The organism is Pedobacter sp. Leaf170 (assembly GCF_920984665.1).
Classification (GTDB): Bacteria; Bacteroidota; Bacteroidia; order Sphingobacteriales; family Sphingobacteriaceae; genus Pedobacter.
This window is the reverse complement of sequence record NZ_CAKLBP010000002.1, coordinates 696,350-712,031: the sequence shown is the minus strand read 5'-3', so window position 1 is coordinate 712,031 and position 15,682 is coordinate 696,350. Positions and strand designations below refer to the sequence as shown.

Sequence of the window (15,682 nt, the reverse complement as noted above, 5' to 3'; positions counted from 1 at the left end):
GTAACATTTATAGATTTGATTTATAAATCTTAAATCTATGTTGGTTATAATCTTTATCGTATTTGGCTTTTGTTTTCTTTTAGAAAGAATCAAACCAGGCTGGAAATTACCAAATGTATCAACCTGGACCATCAGGGTTTTAGGTGTAAATTTTATTCAGCTTTGTGTTGTTGTATTAGCTGGTTTCACCTGGGAAAAATGGCTTTCATCAATCTCATTATTTCATTTATCTAATTATGTACCCAATTGGTTAGGAGGAATTATTGCCTATTTTATTGCAACATTTATTTTTTATTGGTGGCATAGATGGAGGCATACTTTTGATTTTCTTTGGCTGGGTTTTCACCAAATACATCATAGTCCGCAGCGACTAGAAGTAATAACATCGTTTTACAAGCATCCTTTAGAAATGACTGTTAATTCGATTATTGGAAGTTTATTAGTCTATACATTTTTAGGCTTAAACCCAGAAGCCGGGGCAATCTATACACTATGTACAGCTTTAGGGGAATTTTTCTATCATACAAACGTTAAAACCCCACAATGGATTGGCTACATTTTTCAAAGACCTGAAATGCATCGCATCCATCATGAATATGAAAAACATAGTAATAATTATGGCGATATTGTTTGGTGGGATATGCTATTCGGAACTTATGAAAACCCAAAAGAATTTAAAACATCATGCGGGTTTGATGATGAAAAAGAACAACGACTTTTGGATATGATAAAATTTAAAGATGTGCATAAAAATTAATATGATTTCTATCATTCAACATTATTCATATATTCAGTTGTTAATTTTATCCTATGAAAAAGAACTATCTAATATGCTTTCTGCTATCCATCGGCATAAGCTCCGCCTTCTCTCAAACCAAAATCGATGATTTGTATGAAGAATACACTTTGCTCCGAATGACAAATGACGAAAAAGCCAAAGCGATTACTGTTGCTTCAGACTTACTGAAACGTGCATCTGAATTGAAAGAAAAACAAATTGCCAATGCAACCTATCATTTAGGCCGATTGTATGAAGAAACCAATCAGATGAATTTAGCTATTCCTTATTACGAAAAGAGTATACTATTAACGCCTGGTTATTATGTACCTTACCTTGCTTTAGGCAGTTATTATTTTAAAGATTGTCAGGAAATGGCTAAGAAAATAAATGAGGCAGCCCTTGCAAAAGATATGGCCACGCATAAAAAACTTACAGAAAATTATCTAAAATTATCTAATAAAACTGCAGCATATTTAGAAAAATCTTATGCCTGCGACCCAGATGAAACAACAAAGAGTAAAATCAACTTCCTTTATCAATCTACAAAAAATACAGAAGCATTAAAAACTTTCGATAGCAGAATTAAACAATTGGAGGAAGGATGCATTACATTGTTAGATGATGAGTAATTTTTAAAATCGTCATTACTAGGCACGAAGAAATTTCTAACTAAAAAGATTGCTTCGTGCCTCGCAATGACGCAATATCATACTATTCTATTTTTTTGACTCATCTATTGCTTTATTTACAACATCCTGAATCCTACCTCTGATTTTTAGGTTACCAAGCTTTTCACTAACTGTTGGATTAACCCGGTTTGATAGAAATACGTAAACCAAGCCACGCGATGGATCTACCCAAACACATGTTCCGGTGTAACCTGTATGCCCATAAGTTTGTGGTGAGGCTAATTCTGATGGATAATGTTTAGTTGAATCCGGATCCCAACGATCGAAACCTAATCCGCGGCGACTAACAGGCGATTGCTTCGATGTAAACATATCTACGGTTGATGGTTTGAAATATTCTGTGCCGCCGTAAGTTCCTTTATTCAAAAGCATTTGATAAATAATTGCTAAATCGTTAGCACTCGAAAATAAACCTGCGTGACCAGAAACGCCACCCGCCAATGCTGCACCCTGATCATGCACATAGCCTACCAATAATGTTTTTCTGAAATATTTATCATCTTCCGTTGGAATAATTTGTTCGGCTGGGAAACGATTTCTCGGCAGGAAACCTGCTGTTTGCATACCAAGCGGTTTGTAAAAATTCTCGTATGCATATTGATTTAAGGGCTCTTCGCTGATGTGTTCTACAATATCTTTCATCACATACATACTGATATCGCTGTAAACATACTGCCCGCGGGTTTTAATCGGCGAGTTCAGCATTTTCGGCCACATAAAATCTTTAAAAAAGCCTTTTTTGATGAAATAATTATCTGCAACTTTTGTTGGATAAGCCGCTGAAGAATCGCGGCTATAATCGCCTTCCTTAACGAAATTATGAAATGGAATATATGGGATAAATCCTGCCTGATGAAGCATAACCTCACGCAGTTTGATATTATTCATTGGCGTTGTTCTGGCTTTAGGAATGTAAGCGCCAATATTTGTATCCAGTTTCAATTTATTTTCTTCAAACAAACGCATTACCGAAGGCGTTGTGGCTGTAACTTTCGTAACCGAAGCCAAATCAAATATATCGGTAACTTTATCTGGCACATTAGTATCGTAAGTATGCGTTCCGTAGGCTTTATTGAAAATCACCTTTCCATCTTTTGCAACCAACACCACCATACCAGGTGCTGCTTTCTGACTAATTGCCTCTGCAGCTATGGCATCAATTTCTTTTAAACTATTTGAGTTTAGGCCGGCATCTTCCGGAACGGTATATTTTAAACGTGTTACCGCAGTGGTAAAGCCAGCGCCCACAGCATATTTAGGTGAAAAGGCAGTTGTAAGTTTATTTGATGCGGCAATACCACCAAAAATATACTGAGGTACAATTGCTGCCGCATCGGCGGTATTTTGGGCAGTCCAAACGATTGGGGCATTTAATGCATCGAAAGATCTTAACACCGTTCCATTGCCAAATAAAGAAATAATTACAGTTTTACCCTTACTTATACTGTTAATAAAGTTGATGTATTTTACGTTAGCAACATTTTTATCATCTATAGAAATAAGCACCGTATTAAAATATTTCAATTCATCTTCCAAATCATTCAAATTAACGCTGTCTTTATAGGCATCAGCAGTGAAAGAAGTTATTTTATCGTACTTATTTGCCAGGCTATCAAAAACATTGCTATAGCTAAAACCCAAGCTAACAGAAGCAATATTCTTTTTTTCAAGCGCTTTTAGCGGAATTAGATTATCCTGATTGTTTAATAAAACGGTGGTTTTATTTATTGAATTTGCTATTGATAATTTCTTTTCATTTTGAACATGTTCTTGCGCACAAGCGGCTAAACACAATATATTAAATGCCGATGCTGCTGCAAGAATGAATAATTTACTTCGCTTCATATACTTTTTCTCCGTTTAGGTAGGTTTTTAATACTTTGGTTTTTAAAATATTTTCTGGTGATGATTTTAAGATATCATTATCCAAAATTATAAAATCGGCAAACTTACCTTTTTCAATGCTTCCTTTTTCGTTTTCTTCAAAATTAGCTTTTGCCGCCCAAATGGTCATACCACGTAATGCCTGCTCGGGCGTTAAGGCATTTTCGGTTTGGAAACCACCCTTGGGGAATCCTTTTGCATCTGCCCTTACCGTTGCAGCATAAAACGTTAATAACGGATTAATGTTTTCTACCGGAAAATCTGTTCCTAAAGGAATCCAGCCGTTTTGCTCAAGTAATTGCTTATAAGCATAAGCGCCTTTTAACCGCTCTTTGCCAAGCCTGTCGCCTGCCCAATACATATCTGAAGTGGCGTGTGTAGGCTGAACAGATGGAACAATACTGGCACTACCAAATAAATTAAAATCACTCGCATTAACCACTTGTGCATGCTCTATGCGCCAGCGTTTATCATTTTTACCTTTTAAGATATTATTGTAAATTTTAAGTATTACCCGATTTGCAGAATCGCCAATGGCATGTGTACACATTTGGAAATTATGCGAAGCGATTTTCTGCGCTACCTCTTCAAAGTGTTTTGGATTACTCAATAAAAAACCCGATTTGTTTGGCATATCGGTGTAAGGCTTCAGTAAACTTGCTCCACGAGAGCCCAAAGCGCCATCAGCATAAACCTTAAACGAGCGTACATTTAACCTATCTGTTTTAATTGCTCCGCGTTTAAATAAATAATCATAATTGGCAGGTGCATCAGCTAGCATTACATACAAACGCATTTTCAACTTATTCTCTTTTTGCAGTTTCTCTATAAAATCTACCGCTTCAAAAGGCAATCCGCAATCATCTATCGTGGTTAAGCCTGCAGCAAAGCAGTTAGTTTGGGCATCGGTAAAAATCTTTTCAGCAAGTTTTGCATCCGGCGATGGGATTTTACTTTCTACCAAACCCACCGCATTGTCTATTAATACGCCGGTAAGCTTTCCATTTTCAGTAAGCATATCGCCACCTACTAATTTTTGCTCACCTTTTATTCCAGCATCATCAAAAGCTTTTTGATTTACAATTGCTGCATGCCCATCAATACGGCTCAATAAAACCGGACGATTTGGAAAGAGCTTGGTTAATCTTTCATTTGTAGGAAAAGCTTTGTTAGTCCAGTCATTTTGGTCCCAACCATTACCAATTAGCCAACCTTCGGGATGTGTTTTAGCAAAGGCAACTAAACGTTGCAGCACTTCATCCCATGATTTTGTTTCACGTAAATCAGCAGTTTGCAAACTTTGCCCATAACCAAAAAAGTGTGCGTGAGCATCAATAAAACCCGGATAAATTGTTTTGCCAGAGGCATCTACATTGTCTTTTCCCTCAAACTGCTTCTCAATCTCTTCATTGGAACCCACTGCCAATATTTTTCCGTCTTTTACAGCAAAAGCCTGAGCGGTATCAAATTTTGAGTTAACAGTATAAACCTTTGCGTTAAAAACAACAACATCGGCTTGCTCTTTTTTTCCGCAGGATGATAATAATGCAGCAGAAATTAATGCATAGATAAATGATTTCATGAAGATAAAGATAGAGAAAATGTAGGCAGAAGTGTTTGTAAAGAAAATGATAGTATCTCCTTAATTCCGCCAAATGGTTTTTAAAGCCTTATACTGCATACGCTTATTTTGAAAATGAGGTGTTCGGTTTTCTATGGCGGGCAGTTGTCCCGCTATTGCCTTTTAGCCTTGCTCGTTCCTCACTTCGGGCTAATCGGCGCTATCGGGTTTAGATACAAAGTTGTGGCACAAAAAACTAAATAGTAGCAGATAAATAAAGTTAATAGCCCCGACATAAACGTAAATACTTTTGGTAGCAACAGCTAAAAAATTTGCAATTACTTAGCCCAAAAGATTGCAGTATTGGCGGGAACCAGCTTACAAAAGAACCACAGGTTTTGAGCTTCAAAAAAAAATAAAATGTTGGAGCATTTTTAAGCAAGCATTAAGATAATTATGAAAAAATTATTTATTGTTAGCTATTTGATGGAAGCATGAAATGTTAAGTGCAAATAATATCAGATATTAATTTATGTCTTCTATCACTCGTCATTTATCTGTTGAGTTTTAAACAAAACACATTCCCTAAGCATATTTTGCATAATTTAGCAGATTCACATTGCCTTAATACATGACTGATATTATTCACCTGTTACCAGATGCTGTTGCCAATCAAATTGCTGCCGGAGAAGTTGTACAACGCCCAGCTTCGGCGGTAAAAGAGTTGCTCGAAAATTCTATTGATGCCGGAGCAGATAAAATTCAACTGGTGATAAAAGATGCAGGAAAAGCGCTTATCCAAATCATAGATAACGGTAGCGGGATGAGCGTTACGGATGCCAGAATGTGTTTTGAACGCCATGCTACCTCAAAAGTAAAAAAGGCCGAAGATTTATTTGCCATCCGTACTATGGGTTTCCGTGGCGAAGCAATGGCTTCTATTGCGGCAATTGCTCAGGTGGAGATGAAAACCCGCAGGCATGATGATGAAATTGGAACTTGCATCAGCATAGAAGGTGCGCAAGTTATTTCGCAAGAACCTGTTGCAACACCTCCAGGCACACAAATCTCAATTAAAAACTTATTTTTTAATACGCCAGCCAGAAGAAATTTTCTTAAAAGTAATCCGGTAGAAATGCGCCATATAATTGATGAATTTCAACGAGTGGCCCTGGCGCATCCAGGTATATTTTTCAGTTTACATCATGATGGAACAGAAATTTTCAATTTGCCAAAAGGCAATCTAAAACAACGCATTATACATCTTTTTGGTAATAATTATAACGAGCGATTGGTTCCTGTTGAGGAAGAAACGACAATTATTAACTTAAAAGGATTTATTGGCAAGCCTGCCTTTGCGAAGAAAACCCGTGGAGAGCAGTTTTTCTTTGTAAACAATCGCTTTATAAAGGATGCTTATTTAAACCATGCGGTAAGTTCTGCTTTTGAAGATTTACTACCCGATGATAGCTATCCGCTTTACGTTTTATTTATTGAAATCGATCCTTCGAAAATCGATGTAAACGTTCATCCTACCAAAACCGAAATTAAATATCTGGATGAAAAATCTATTTATGCGATTTTGAAATCGGCAGTAAAACGTTCAATTGGCAGGTATAATATTTCGCCAACTTTAGATTTTGACCAGGAAACAGGTTTTAGCAATATGATTTCGCCGAAAGCGGTTGAAGATATTGTACCACCAAGCATCAGCTTTAATCCAAATTTTAATCCATTTGCGAGTGATGCTTCATCATCTTCGGGTTATTCTTCTTCACCAAGAAATTATGAAGCCAAGCCAAGTGCAAAAAACTGGGGTTCGCTTTACGAAATTACCGAGCAACCTGTTATAGAACAAACTTCATTCTATACCGAAGAAACCAATTTCGAAACCCAGAAAAAACAATATATGCAATTGCATAACCGTTATATTGTTTCGCAAATTAAATCGGGTTTAATGGTTATAGACCAGCAAATGGCGCACGAGCGTATTTTATACGAACGATTTTTGATTCATCTGGATGATAGAAAGGGTGCATCGCAGCAAAGCTTATTTCCGCAAACCATTACGCTTAATGCAAATGATTTTGAGCTTGCAAAAAGCTTGCTGGATGATATTAAAAGTTTAGGTTTTGACGTACGTGAGTTTGGCAAAAACACCCTGGTTGTAGAGGGTATTCCGGTTGATTTAGGAAGTTCAAACATTAACGAAACTCAATTGTTTGAACAGCTGATTGAAGGATTTAAAAACTCCCAACAAGATTTAAAATTAAACAAACGCGATAGCTTAGCGAGAAGTTTAGCAAAGAATAGCGCAATAAAAGCAGGTACAGCTTTAAGTCAGGAAGAAATGAATACGCTTATTGATGAACTTTTTGCCTGCAAAACCCCTAACTTTAGCATTAGCGGAAAACCGGTAATTCAAACCATCACTTTAGCCGAATTAGATAAGAAGTTTGAGAAGTAAGGATTGAAGTAGCAAGTATTGAGTATCGAGTAGCAAGTACCACGAATAGGGCAAAAAGCCGAAAAACGGCTAACGAAAAACGAACTAATAAATGAATAACATATATATACCACCAGTAGTAAAAAACCTGCTGATTATTAATATCATACTTTTTGTTGCCACTTATTTACTCCCAAGTTTAAATCTTGGTAATATGTTGGCAGTTTACTATTTCGATTCTCCAAATTTTAGATTTTGGCAACCCATTACGTATATGTTTATGCATGGTGGTATTGGGCACATCTTTTTTAACATGTTTGCGCTATATTCTTTTGGTAGTTTGCTCGAATCTAGATGGGGTGCAAAGAAATTTTTAATATTTTATTTTATAACCGGTTTGGGCGCTTTGGCGTTACAAATGGCCGTGCAGGCATACGAAGTTCATTCTGTTTTAGGTCAGGTTACTTTACCTAATGGATGGCAAGAAAAAGTATTGACTAACGAAGCTATTGCTACATTACAAGGTGTTTATGGCAGTCAAATGGTTGGTGCTTCGGGTGCAATTTTTGGCTTATTAGTTGCTTTCGGTATGTTATATCCAAATGCCGAATTGTTAATTTTATTCATTCCCGTTCCGGTAAAGGCCAAATACATTATTCCGATTTACATTTTAATCGAATTATCATTAGGTATAGCACAAATTCAAGGCGATTCAATTGCCCATTATGCACACTTGGGTGGCGCACTTATTGGCTTTATTCTAATAAAAATCTGGAAAGATAAAGACACTTTTTACACGTACTATGAATAATAGCATCTTTAAAGATTTAAGTTATAAGGTATTCCGCTCAGGAAATCCGGTTTCTTTATACATAGGCATTAATGTAATTATCTTCGTTGCAACCGCTTTAATCGGATTAGTATTTTTTTTAAGCGGAAGCGGCAATAATGCTTATGAATTGGTTAGAACATACCTGGCATTACCGGCTGCCTTCTCTATGCTACCAACCAGGTTCTACACGATTGTAACCTACATGTTTTTCCATGCCGATTTTTTCCATATTCTTTTTAATATGATGGGTTTATTCTGGTTCGGACAAATATTTATGAACTTTTTAAAAGCCCGTCAATTTCATTTCATTTATTGGGCCGGAGGGTTTGCTGGTGCTTTAGTTTATCTTTTGGGCTTAAATCTTATTCCTGTTTTTAAAGATAACTTAGCGGGCGCATCTGTTATTGGCTCGTCGGCTGCAGTTATGGCAATTATTACCGCAACGGCAACGCTAATACCCAATTATGGGATTTTCTTAATGTTTTTTGGCGAGGTAAAAATTAAATACCTTGCAATCGTTTACATCGTTTTAGATGTATTAAGTTTGGGCTCTGCAAATGCAGGCGGCAGTTTTGCGCATATTGGAGGCGCTATTTTAGGTTTTGTTTTTATTAAAAGCCTGCAAAGTGGTAACGATTGGAGCAAAATTTTTGAAAAAAAACCTAAACTTAGGGTTGTAAAAAACGACCAACCAATAAAAAAACCTGAATTTAAAGGCGTTTCTCAAAAAGAGGTAGATGAGATATTGGATAAGATATCAAAATCAGGTTATGATAAATTAACAGCAACGGAAAAAGAAAAATTATTTAAAGCGAGTAAAGATTAATGCCAACATCCAACACGAAATATACGTTTTTAGATAAAATACTCCTGCCAATATGTATTGTTGTGGCAATTTCATTGATACTTGGAACAATTGCCGGAAATATCGATCCACGGTCGAACTTTTTATTTGCCTATTTCGCCTTAGCCTATCCATACTCGTTATTCGTGTCGCTTCTGTTTGTTATCTGGTGGATAATTAGAAAAAAATGGAGTTTCTCGATAATCATCTTAATCATTATCGCAATTGGTTACAATACCTTACATGCAACATTTGGTTTCGGGGGCGATGAAGGTAGTTCGGAAAAGGAAGTTGGTTCTTTAAGAATAATGACTTACAACGTTCACAGCTTTAAATTTTTTGGAGAAGATAATACCATTCCTGCTAAAGAGAAAATGCTGCAGGTTGTAAAAAACCAAAATCCGGATGTGGTTTGTTTTCAGGAATTCTACACACGAAGAAGTGGGAATTTTAATACAATCGATAGCCTAAAATCTATGCTCAATACCAAGTATTATTATTTTCAGCCTGCTTCTGAAAATGAATATGAAGGTTTTGGATTGGCAATTTTCTCTAAATATCCAATCAAACATCAAGATAGTATCCGCTTTCAAGGTTATGGAGATAACATGAGCATTTACACAGATTTAGATGTTAAAGGAAAAACCATCAGAATTTATAATGTCCATTTCCAATCTATTAGTTTCCAGCCACAAGATTATCAGTTTCTGGATGAACTAACCAAAAAAACTCGGGGAAAGGTTTATGCATCAAAAAGGATTTTAAAAATGCTGAAACGTGCCTTTGTAAAAAGAAGCGAGCAGGTTGATATTATGAAGGCTGAAATGGCCAACTGCAAAACGCCCTATTTAATTGCCGGCGATTTTAACGATACACCAGCATCTTACGCAGTAAAAAAAATCACTAAGGGTTTAAAAAATTCTTTTGAAGAAAAAGGATCAGGATTTGGAAAAACCTATAACGGAAAATTTCCAAACTTCCAGATAGATTACATTGCAACTTCTCAGGATTTGGATGTGCTAAATTATAAAATCGAAAAAGCCCTTCTATCAGACCATTTTCCGGTTAGAATTGACCTAAAATTTTCTGAAAGCAAATCTGAATAATATTACTTTTTAGAGATTATTCATCACTAAAAAGATGAGTTTATTACCATAGATCAACAAAAATATGGCTGTGTATTTTTGATATTTGCTCATATAAATTTAGAATCAAAAAAATTAGCAAAATATGAGTTTATTAGAAGCTTTAAACTGGCGTTACGCAGTTAAAAAAATGAACGGGGAACCAGTTGATCAAGAAAAAGTTGATAAAATTGTTGCAGCTGCCCACCTAGCACCAACATCATCAGGATTACAACCATTCAGGATTTTGGTTATAGCAAATCAAGAGTTAAAAGAGAAAATTGCACCAATTGCTTACAACCAATCTCAGGTGATAGATTCATCTCATTTATTAGTTTTCGCAGCTTTCTCAAATTATACAGAAGAAGGTATTGATGAAGTATTTTCGCGTATGAATTCAGAACGCGGTTTACCGGAAAACACAACAGATGCCTATAAAAACCAATTAAAAGCATCGAGATTATCTTTACCCGCAGAAGAAAACTTTGACCATGCAGCCCGCCAGGCTTACATTGGTTTTGGCGTTGCAATTGCTGAAGCAGCTTTATTAAAAGTTGATGCTACACCAATGGAAGGTTTTGATTCGGCAGCTTTAGATGAGCTTTTAGGTTTAAACGAAAAAGGCTTACGTAGTGTAACTTTATTACCACTAGGTTACAGAGACGAGGCAAACGACTGGTTAGCCAAATTGAAAAAAGTACGTACACCGATGAACGAATTTGTAATTGAATACAAATAATTTATCTGAAATAATTTGAGCCGGTTTTGCTAATGTAAAACCGGCTTTTTTATTGTAAAAAAATGTTAAACATTATGGCAAGTTATGCGCTCTATGTTTAAATAGATATATTTACATCCTTAGTAAACTATATCCTGTTCATGAAGATTTTCAGAATTCTAATCATATTACTTTCTTTTTTAGCTGTGCTAAACCTTTCTTCTTTTGCACAAACTGATACCATTAGTATTAATACCATCATATCAAAAACCAATAAAGTTTTAAATGACTTCCCTACTGAGAAAGTGTATTTGCATTTCGATAAACCCTACTACGCAGTTGCAGATACAGTTTGGTTCAAAGCTTATGTAACCGAAAATCAAAATTTTTTAACAGGAATTAGTAAAATCGTTTATGTTGATGTAATCAATCAAAAAGATTCTTTAATTCAAACACTAAAGCTTCCTTTGGTTGGCGGCGTTGCTTCTGGCAATTTCCCTTTATCTATGGAAAATTACAAACAAGGAAATTATCATGTTAGGGCTTACACATTGTGGATGTTAAACGCCAGCGACCCGGCATATTTTAATAAAACTTTTTTTGTTGGTGAGGCTATTGATAAAGAAGTAAAAACCCATATTTCTTACAAAAATTTATCTACTGATAAACAGGAAAAAATTGATGCGAGGGTTCAATTTAAAGACTTGAACAATAAACCTTATGCCAATAAAAATGTAACCTGGCAGGTAGTTACCAGCTATACCAGTATTGCCAAAGGCAGAGGCACGACAGATGCAAACGGATTTTTGACCATCAGCATGACCGCAGCACAGAAAGCAGAATATCAATTACAGAATGGCGAATTAATTACATCAATAAACACAACTGAGAAAGATGTTGTTACAAATAATTTTCTGCTGAAAAATGCAATTGTAAATAAAGACATGCAGTTTTTTGCTGAAGGCGGAAATCTGATTGCTGGTATTGATAATAAGGTTGCATTTAAAGCCATAAAAACCGATGGATTAGGCATTAATGCAAAAGGAACAATCAGCGATGTTGATGGTAAACAAGTTGCAACTTTTACAGCTCAACATTTAGGTATGGGCAGCTTTACCTTCACACCAGAAACAGATAAAACATACAAAGCAGCAGTTATATATGCTGATGGAACAACCCAAAATATTAATTTGCCGAAAGTTTTAGCCAGCGGTATTACGATTAAATCCGGCACAGCCGATGCAGACAATGTTTCTATAAAAATTGCTGCAAACGATGCTTTCTTTCAGGCGAACCAGGGAAAGTTGTTCTATGTAATAGCGCAAAGTAAAGGTGTAGTTTGTTACGGAGCACAAACGGCCCTATCGAATAAAGAATATACAACCACGATTCCAAAAAGCAAATTCCCAATGGGGATTGCACAGTTTACCCTATTTTCAGAGAATGGAAAACCTTTAAGTGAACGCTTAATTTTTGTACAGAATAAGAATAGCTTATCGTTAGCAGTTACTAGTCCGGCCGCAACTTATGGCCCAAAAAAGAAAGTTAAAATAAATGTTAGCGCAAAAAAAGATGGTGCGCCTGTTGAAGGTAATTTATCTGTTTCTGTTGTTGATGAAACCAAAGTACCATTAAATGAAGACGGTGCGACTACAATTTTAACTTCGCTATTATTAAGCAGCGATTTAAAAGGTTACATCGAAAAACCCAATTATTATTTTAATGGAACAGATGCAAAAAAGTTATCAGATTTAGATGCATTGCTACTCACACAAGGCTATAGAAGTTATTCATACACAGATATTATTGCGAATAAACTTCCAAAAATTACAATACCACCAGAGCAAGGCATAGAAGTTTCTGGAATTTTAAGAATGGGTAACGGTATTCCGGTAAGAAAAGGACAATTATTATTAACGATACCTGATAAACGCTTTAATCTTGAAGGAGTTACTGATCCGGTTGGCAACTTTAAATTCAGTAATCTGGTACTTAACGATTCATCAAAAGTTACCATTACAGCAAAATATAATGTGAATTATAAAAATATGGCCATTTCGTTAAATGGTACACCTGCGCCATCAGTAAGCAAAAATTTTAGTGTACCTGATGAAGTTTTAAATATTGATAGCACATTAACAAGCTATCTTGATAATAGTAAAAAGCAGTATTCGTATCTGCATACCTTAAAAGATGTAACCATTAAAGGCACTGCCGTGCCAAAGGTTAGTCATAAAGATTACCCTGCACTTTCTGGCTTAGGGCAAATGGCCGACCATGAAATTGCCGGTGATAGATTAACAGGTTGTGCATTGTTAATTAATTGTTTGCAAACAATGGCCACCGGCGTTACCTATGTTGATAATAATTTTTATGTTTCGAGAGATTACAATCAGGGTAAAAAAATCCCAATGGGAGTTTTTATTAATGGTATGCTTGTAGATGTAAACCAACTGAATACGATTCAAACGTCGACTATAGAATCTGTAGAAATATTTTTGCGTGATGAATTAGGATTAGTAAACAGAGCTAATAACATTAATGGGGTACTGGTAATTAACCAGAAAAAAGCACCAAAAGGCACTAAAATTTCTAAAAGCCAGTTGCTTGATATGTTGCCTAAAAACTATGAGGTTACTTTTTCTCCACAAGGCTATGATAAAGAGCGCCAATTTTATATGCCTAAATACGATGTGCCAGCAAATTTAAACCGCAACGATTTACGCACAACCATTTATTGGAATCCGAAAGTAATAACTGATAAAGCAACAGGAACATCATCATTCGATTTTTATAATGCTGATGGAAAAGGCCAATATAAAGTTGTTGTAGAAGGTATTGATGAAAATGGCAATGTTGGTAGATCTATTTTTAGATATACGGTGAAGTAGAAAAATTTGGATACTTAACCAACATTAAGGTGCCTAGCCAAGCTGAGCATAACGAAATCGTTTATTAAGAAAAGTGTTTCGAAAATCTCAACATGACAAAATTTATAAAATATAAATTACTTAACCTGATGTGGTAAATCCAATCCCTTTAAACCTGCAATAATATTTTTAGCTACCAAGTTTGCCATTGCATTTCTCGTTTCTTCAGTTGCAGAGCCAATATGAGGTAAAACCGCAACGCTTTCCATATTTAAGAGTGGATTATTTTTATCCATCGGTTCAGGGTTAGTTACATCTAAACCCGCACCCCAAATTATTTTATCTTCTATTGCCTTAATCAAATCTTCCTCGTTATGGATTCCACCTCTAGCAGTATTAATAAAGATAGAACCCGGTTTCATTTTATTAAAAACTTCCAGATTAAATTTGCCTTTAGTTTCTTCAGTTAATGCTGTATGTACAGAGATAACATCACTTTGTTCAAGCAATTCTTCAAAAGAAACGTATTTAGCATTTACCTCAGCCTCATCTTCAGGTCTTCTATTTCTATTGTGATAAATAATTTTCATCTGGTAGGCTCCTACACATTTCTTTGCCATTTCCAAACCTATGTTGCCCATACCAAAAATACCGAGTGTTTTTCCATTCAGCTCTATGCCTAGTTCGGGTGTCGGTTCGTAATTTTGCCATTGCCCTTTTATAATTTTTTTATGCAGGTACAATGCTTTTCTGGAAACCATTAACATCAATAAAAATGCAGTGTCAGCTGTGGCGCCACTTAAAACACCCGGGGTATTTCCTACCGGGATATTAAGTTCTTTAGCGGCTTTAACATCTACATTATCAAAACCTACAGAGTGTAACGCAATAACTTTTAAATGCTTACAAGCTGTTAAAAGTTCTTTATTAATTTTATTTGGTCCAACACTTACCAAAGCATCAACATCCTGGCATTTTGCAATTAATTCGGCAGCAGTTATTTGTCTATCCTGTTCCCATTTAGTAATGGTAATGCCTTCATCCTCTAATAATTTAATTCCGCTTTTAGCAATATTGCCCGTTATAAAAACTTTCATTTAAGTATAACATGTAATTGCGAAGGATGTTTTACTCCATATTATGGCACAGTAATCGCCAGCCTTTGATAAGTATGTGCACTAAAATAACCCAGCGCTCCATTTGATAGGTTAGATGTTGGGTTTGCAGGCGTAGTTCCTTGGTTTGGGCCACGACCGGTTTGCTGATTCAATGCGTACCAATAATCAAAAATGTTAGAATCGATACATTCCATATCAACAGCAACCTTATCACCTTTTTTTAAATCCTCATCATTTGGACCATCGTAAAATAGCTGCAAACGCAGTTTATTGCCATTTGTTAATCTATCATTATTTACATAAATTCTATCCGATAGGTTATCATTAACGTAAAGATTAAACCTATAAAAATTTTCTACATTAACCGGGTCGCTAACATAAGCCGCAACATTTATGTTCTCATTACCAAAAAATGTGTTTTTTACCACACCGATAGAATCCAACGGTACAACTGCCGGCATTTTTGAAATTGCCGAATAGCTCTTGCCATCTACATCAACCTGTAGCGTGTAAGTTATGCCGGGTATACCACGCATGGCAAAAACATATAAACCAGGCAAACTCTCAGTAAAATTGTAAGTATTTCCGCGACTATCATTCACAGTAACTTTAGCCCCACGCACAGCGGGATAATTACTTAAATCATCATAACCAACCGTTTTACTAATGCGAATCTGCTGTGCTATCAATCGATTAGAAATATTTCCTTCAATCACAATCTGAGGTGCCGCATTATTTGTATCAACATCAATAATCTTCTTACATGATGTAAAAATCAAACCAAGAAAAATGTATAGAATAATATTTTTCATTTT

The 15,682-nt window shown here is 35.7% G+C and carries 12 protein-coding genes; 8 read left to right on the top strand and 4 right to left on the bottom strand.

The genetic code is table 11. The features are described 5' to 3' along the window. The first annotated feature begins 37 nt into the window (after positions 1–37). Both LUA90_RS08130 and LUA90_RS08125 read left to right on the top strand, forming a co-directional pair. Positions 38–757: a sterol desaturase family protein gene (locus LUA90_RS08130; protein WP_231490698.1), complete on the top strand. Its 720-nt coding sequence runs from the start codon at positions 38–40 to the stop codon at positions 755–757. A gap of 53 nt (positions 758–810) precedes the next feature. Beyond that, the gene (locus LUA90_RS08125; protein ID WP_231459088.1) at positions 811–1,410 is read left to right on the top strand and encodes a lipopolysaccharide assembly protein LapB; all 600 of its coding nucleotides are present in this window, start codon (positions 811–813) and stop codon (positions 1,408–1,410) included. Between the two features lie 87 nt (positions 1,411–1,497). On the opposite strand, the gene LUA90_RS08120 is transcribed toward LUA90_RS08125, so the two are convergent. After that, the gene (locus tag LUA90_RS08120) at positions 1,498–3,315 is read right to left on the bottom strand and encodes a serine hydrolase (RefSeq protein ID WP_231459087.1); all 1,818 of its coding nucleotides are present in this window, start codon (positions 3,313–3,315) and stop codon (positions 1,498–1,500) included. Then, positions 3,302–4,936, bottom strand: coding sequence for an amidohydrolase (locus LUA90_RS08115; protein ID WP_231459086.1), 1,635 nt, complete (start codon positions 4,934–4,936; stop codon positions 3,302–3,304). The genes LUA90_RS08120 and LUA90_RS08115 overlap by 14 nt, the downstream gene beginning before the upstream one ends. Positions 4,937–5,546: 610 nt before the next feature. Here LUA90_RS08115 and mutL point away from each other — a divergent pair. From mutL to LUA90_RS08085, 6 genes are all read left to right on the top strand, one after another. Next, entirely contained in the window at positions 5,547–7,382 is a 1,836-nt protein-coding gene (mutL, locus tag LUA90_RS08110; RefSeq protein ID WP_231459085.1) for a DNA mismatch repair endonuclease MutL, read from the top strand. A gap of 91 nt (positions 7,383–7,473) precedes the next feature. Beyond that, positions 7,474–8,172, top strand: coding sequence for a rhomboid family intramembrane serine protease (locus tag LUA90_RS08105; protein ID WP_231490697.1), 699 nt, complete (start codon positions 7,474–7,476; stop codon positions 8,170–8,172). Then, a complete protein-coding gene (locus tag LUA90_RS08100; protein WP_231459083.1) occupies positions 8,165–9,019 on the top strand; it encodes a rhomboid family intramembrane serine protease in 855 nt (284 codons plus the stop codon). The genes LUA90_RS08105 and LUA90_RS08100 overlap by 8 nt, the downstream gene beginning before the upstream one ends. After that, positions 9,019–10,143, top strand: coding sequence for an endonuclease/exonuclease/phosphatase family protein (locus tag LUA90_RS08095; protein WP_231459082.1), 1,125 nt, complete (start codon positions 9,019–9,021; stop codon positions 10,141–10,143). Before LUA90_RS08100 ends, LUA90_RS08095 begins: the two co-directional genes overlap by 1 nt. A 124-nt stretch (positions 10,144–10,267) precedes the next feature. Continuing rightward, positions 10,268–10,900, top strand: a complete 633-nt coding sequence (locus LUA90_RS08090; protein WP_231459081.1) for a nitroreductase family protein — start codon at positions 10,268–10,270, stop codon at positions 10,898–10,900. 140 nt (positions 10,901–11,040) lie between these two features. Further along, a complete protein-coding gene (locus tag LUA90_RS08085) occupies positions 11,041–13,770 on the top strand; it encodes a carboxypeptidase regulatory-like domain-containing protein (RefSeq protein ID WP_231490696.1) in 2,730 nt (909 codons plus the stop codon). A gap of 116 nt (positions 13,771–13,886) precedes the next feature. Here the strand turns inward: LUA90_RS08085 and LUA90_RS08080 are convergent, their stop codons facing one another. Together LUA90_RS08080 and LUA90_RS08075 are read right to left on the bottom strand one after the other, a co-directional pair. Next, entirely contained in the window at positions 13,887–14,846 is a 960-nt protein-coding gene (locus LUA90_RS08080) for a D-glycerate dehydrogenase (protein ID WP_231459079.1), read from the bottom strand. A gap of 41 nt (positions 14,847–14,887) precedes the next feature. After that, positions 14,888–15,679, bottom strand: a complete 792-nt coding sequence (locus tag LUA90_RS08075; RefSeq protein ID WP_231459078.1) for a DUF4249 domain-containing protein — start codon at positions 15,677–15,679, stop codon at positions 14,888–14,890. Between the last annotated feature and the right edge of the window lie 3 nt (positions 15,680–15,682).

Excerpts from the sequence above, each read along its gene's own strand:
- LUA90_RS08130 (WP_231490698.1), top strand. The coding sequence starts at position 38 with ATGTTGGTTATAATCTTTATCGTATTTGGCTTTTGTTTTCTTTTAGAA.
- LUA90_RS08125 (WP_231459088.1), top strand. The coding sequence starts at position 811 with ATGAAAAAGAACTATCTAATATGCTTTCTGCTATCCATCGGCATAAGC.
- LUA90_RS08120 (WP_231459087.1), bottom strand. The coding sequence starts at position 3,315 with ATGAAGCGAAGTAAATTATTCATTCTTGCAGCAGCATCGGCATTTAAT.
- LUA90_RS08115 (WP_231459086.1), bottom strand. The coding sequence starts at position 4,936 with ATGAAATCATTTATCTATGCATTAATTTCTGCTGCATTATTATCATCC.
- mutL (WP_231459085.1), top strand. The coding sequence starts at position 5,547 with ATGACTGATATTATTCACCTGTTACCAGATGCTGTTGCCAATCAAATT.
- LUA90_RS08105 (WP_231490697.1), top strand. The coding sequence starts at position 7,474 with ATGAATAACATATATATACCACCAGTAGTAAAAAACCTGCTGATTATT.
- LUA90_RS08100 (WP_231459083.1), top strand. The coding sequence starts at position 8,165 with ATGAATAATAGCATCTTTAAAGATTTAAGTTATAAGGTATTCCGCTCA.
- LUA90_RS08095 (WP_231459082.1), top strand. The coding sequence starts at position 9,019 with ATGCCAACATCCAACACGAAATATACGTTTTTAGATAAAATACTCCTG.
- LUA90_RS08090 (WP_231459081.1), top strand. The coding sequence starts at position 10,268 with ATGAGTTTATTAGAAGCTTTAAACTGGCGTTACGCAGTTAAAAAAATG.
- LUA90_RS08085 (WP_231490696.1), top strand. The coding sequence starts at position 11,041 with ATGAAGATTTTCAGAATTCTAATCATATTACTTTCTTTTTTAGCTGTG.
- LUA90_RS08080 (WP_231459079.1), bottom strand. The coding sequence starts at position 14,846 with ATGAAAGTTTTTATAACGGGCAATATTGCTAAAAGCGGAATTAAATTA.
- LUA90_RS08075 (WP_231459078.1), bottom strand. The coding sequence starts at position 15,679 with ATGAAAAATATTATTCTATACATTTTTCTTGGTTTGATTTTTACATCA.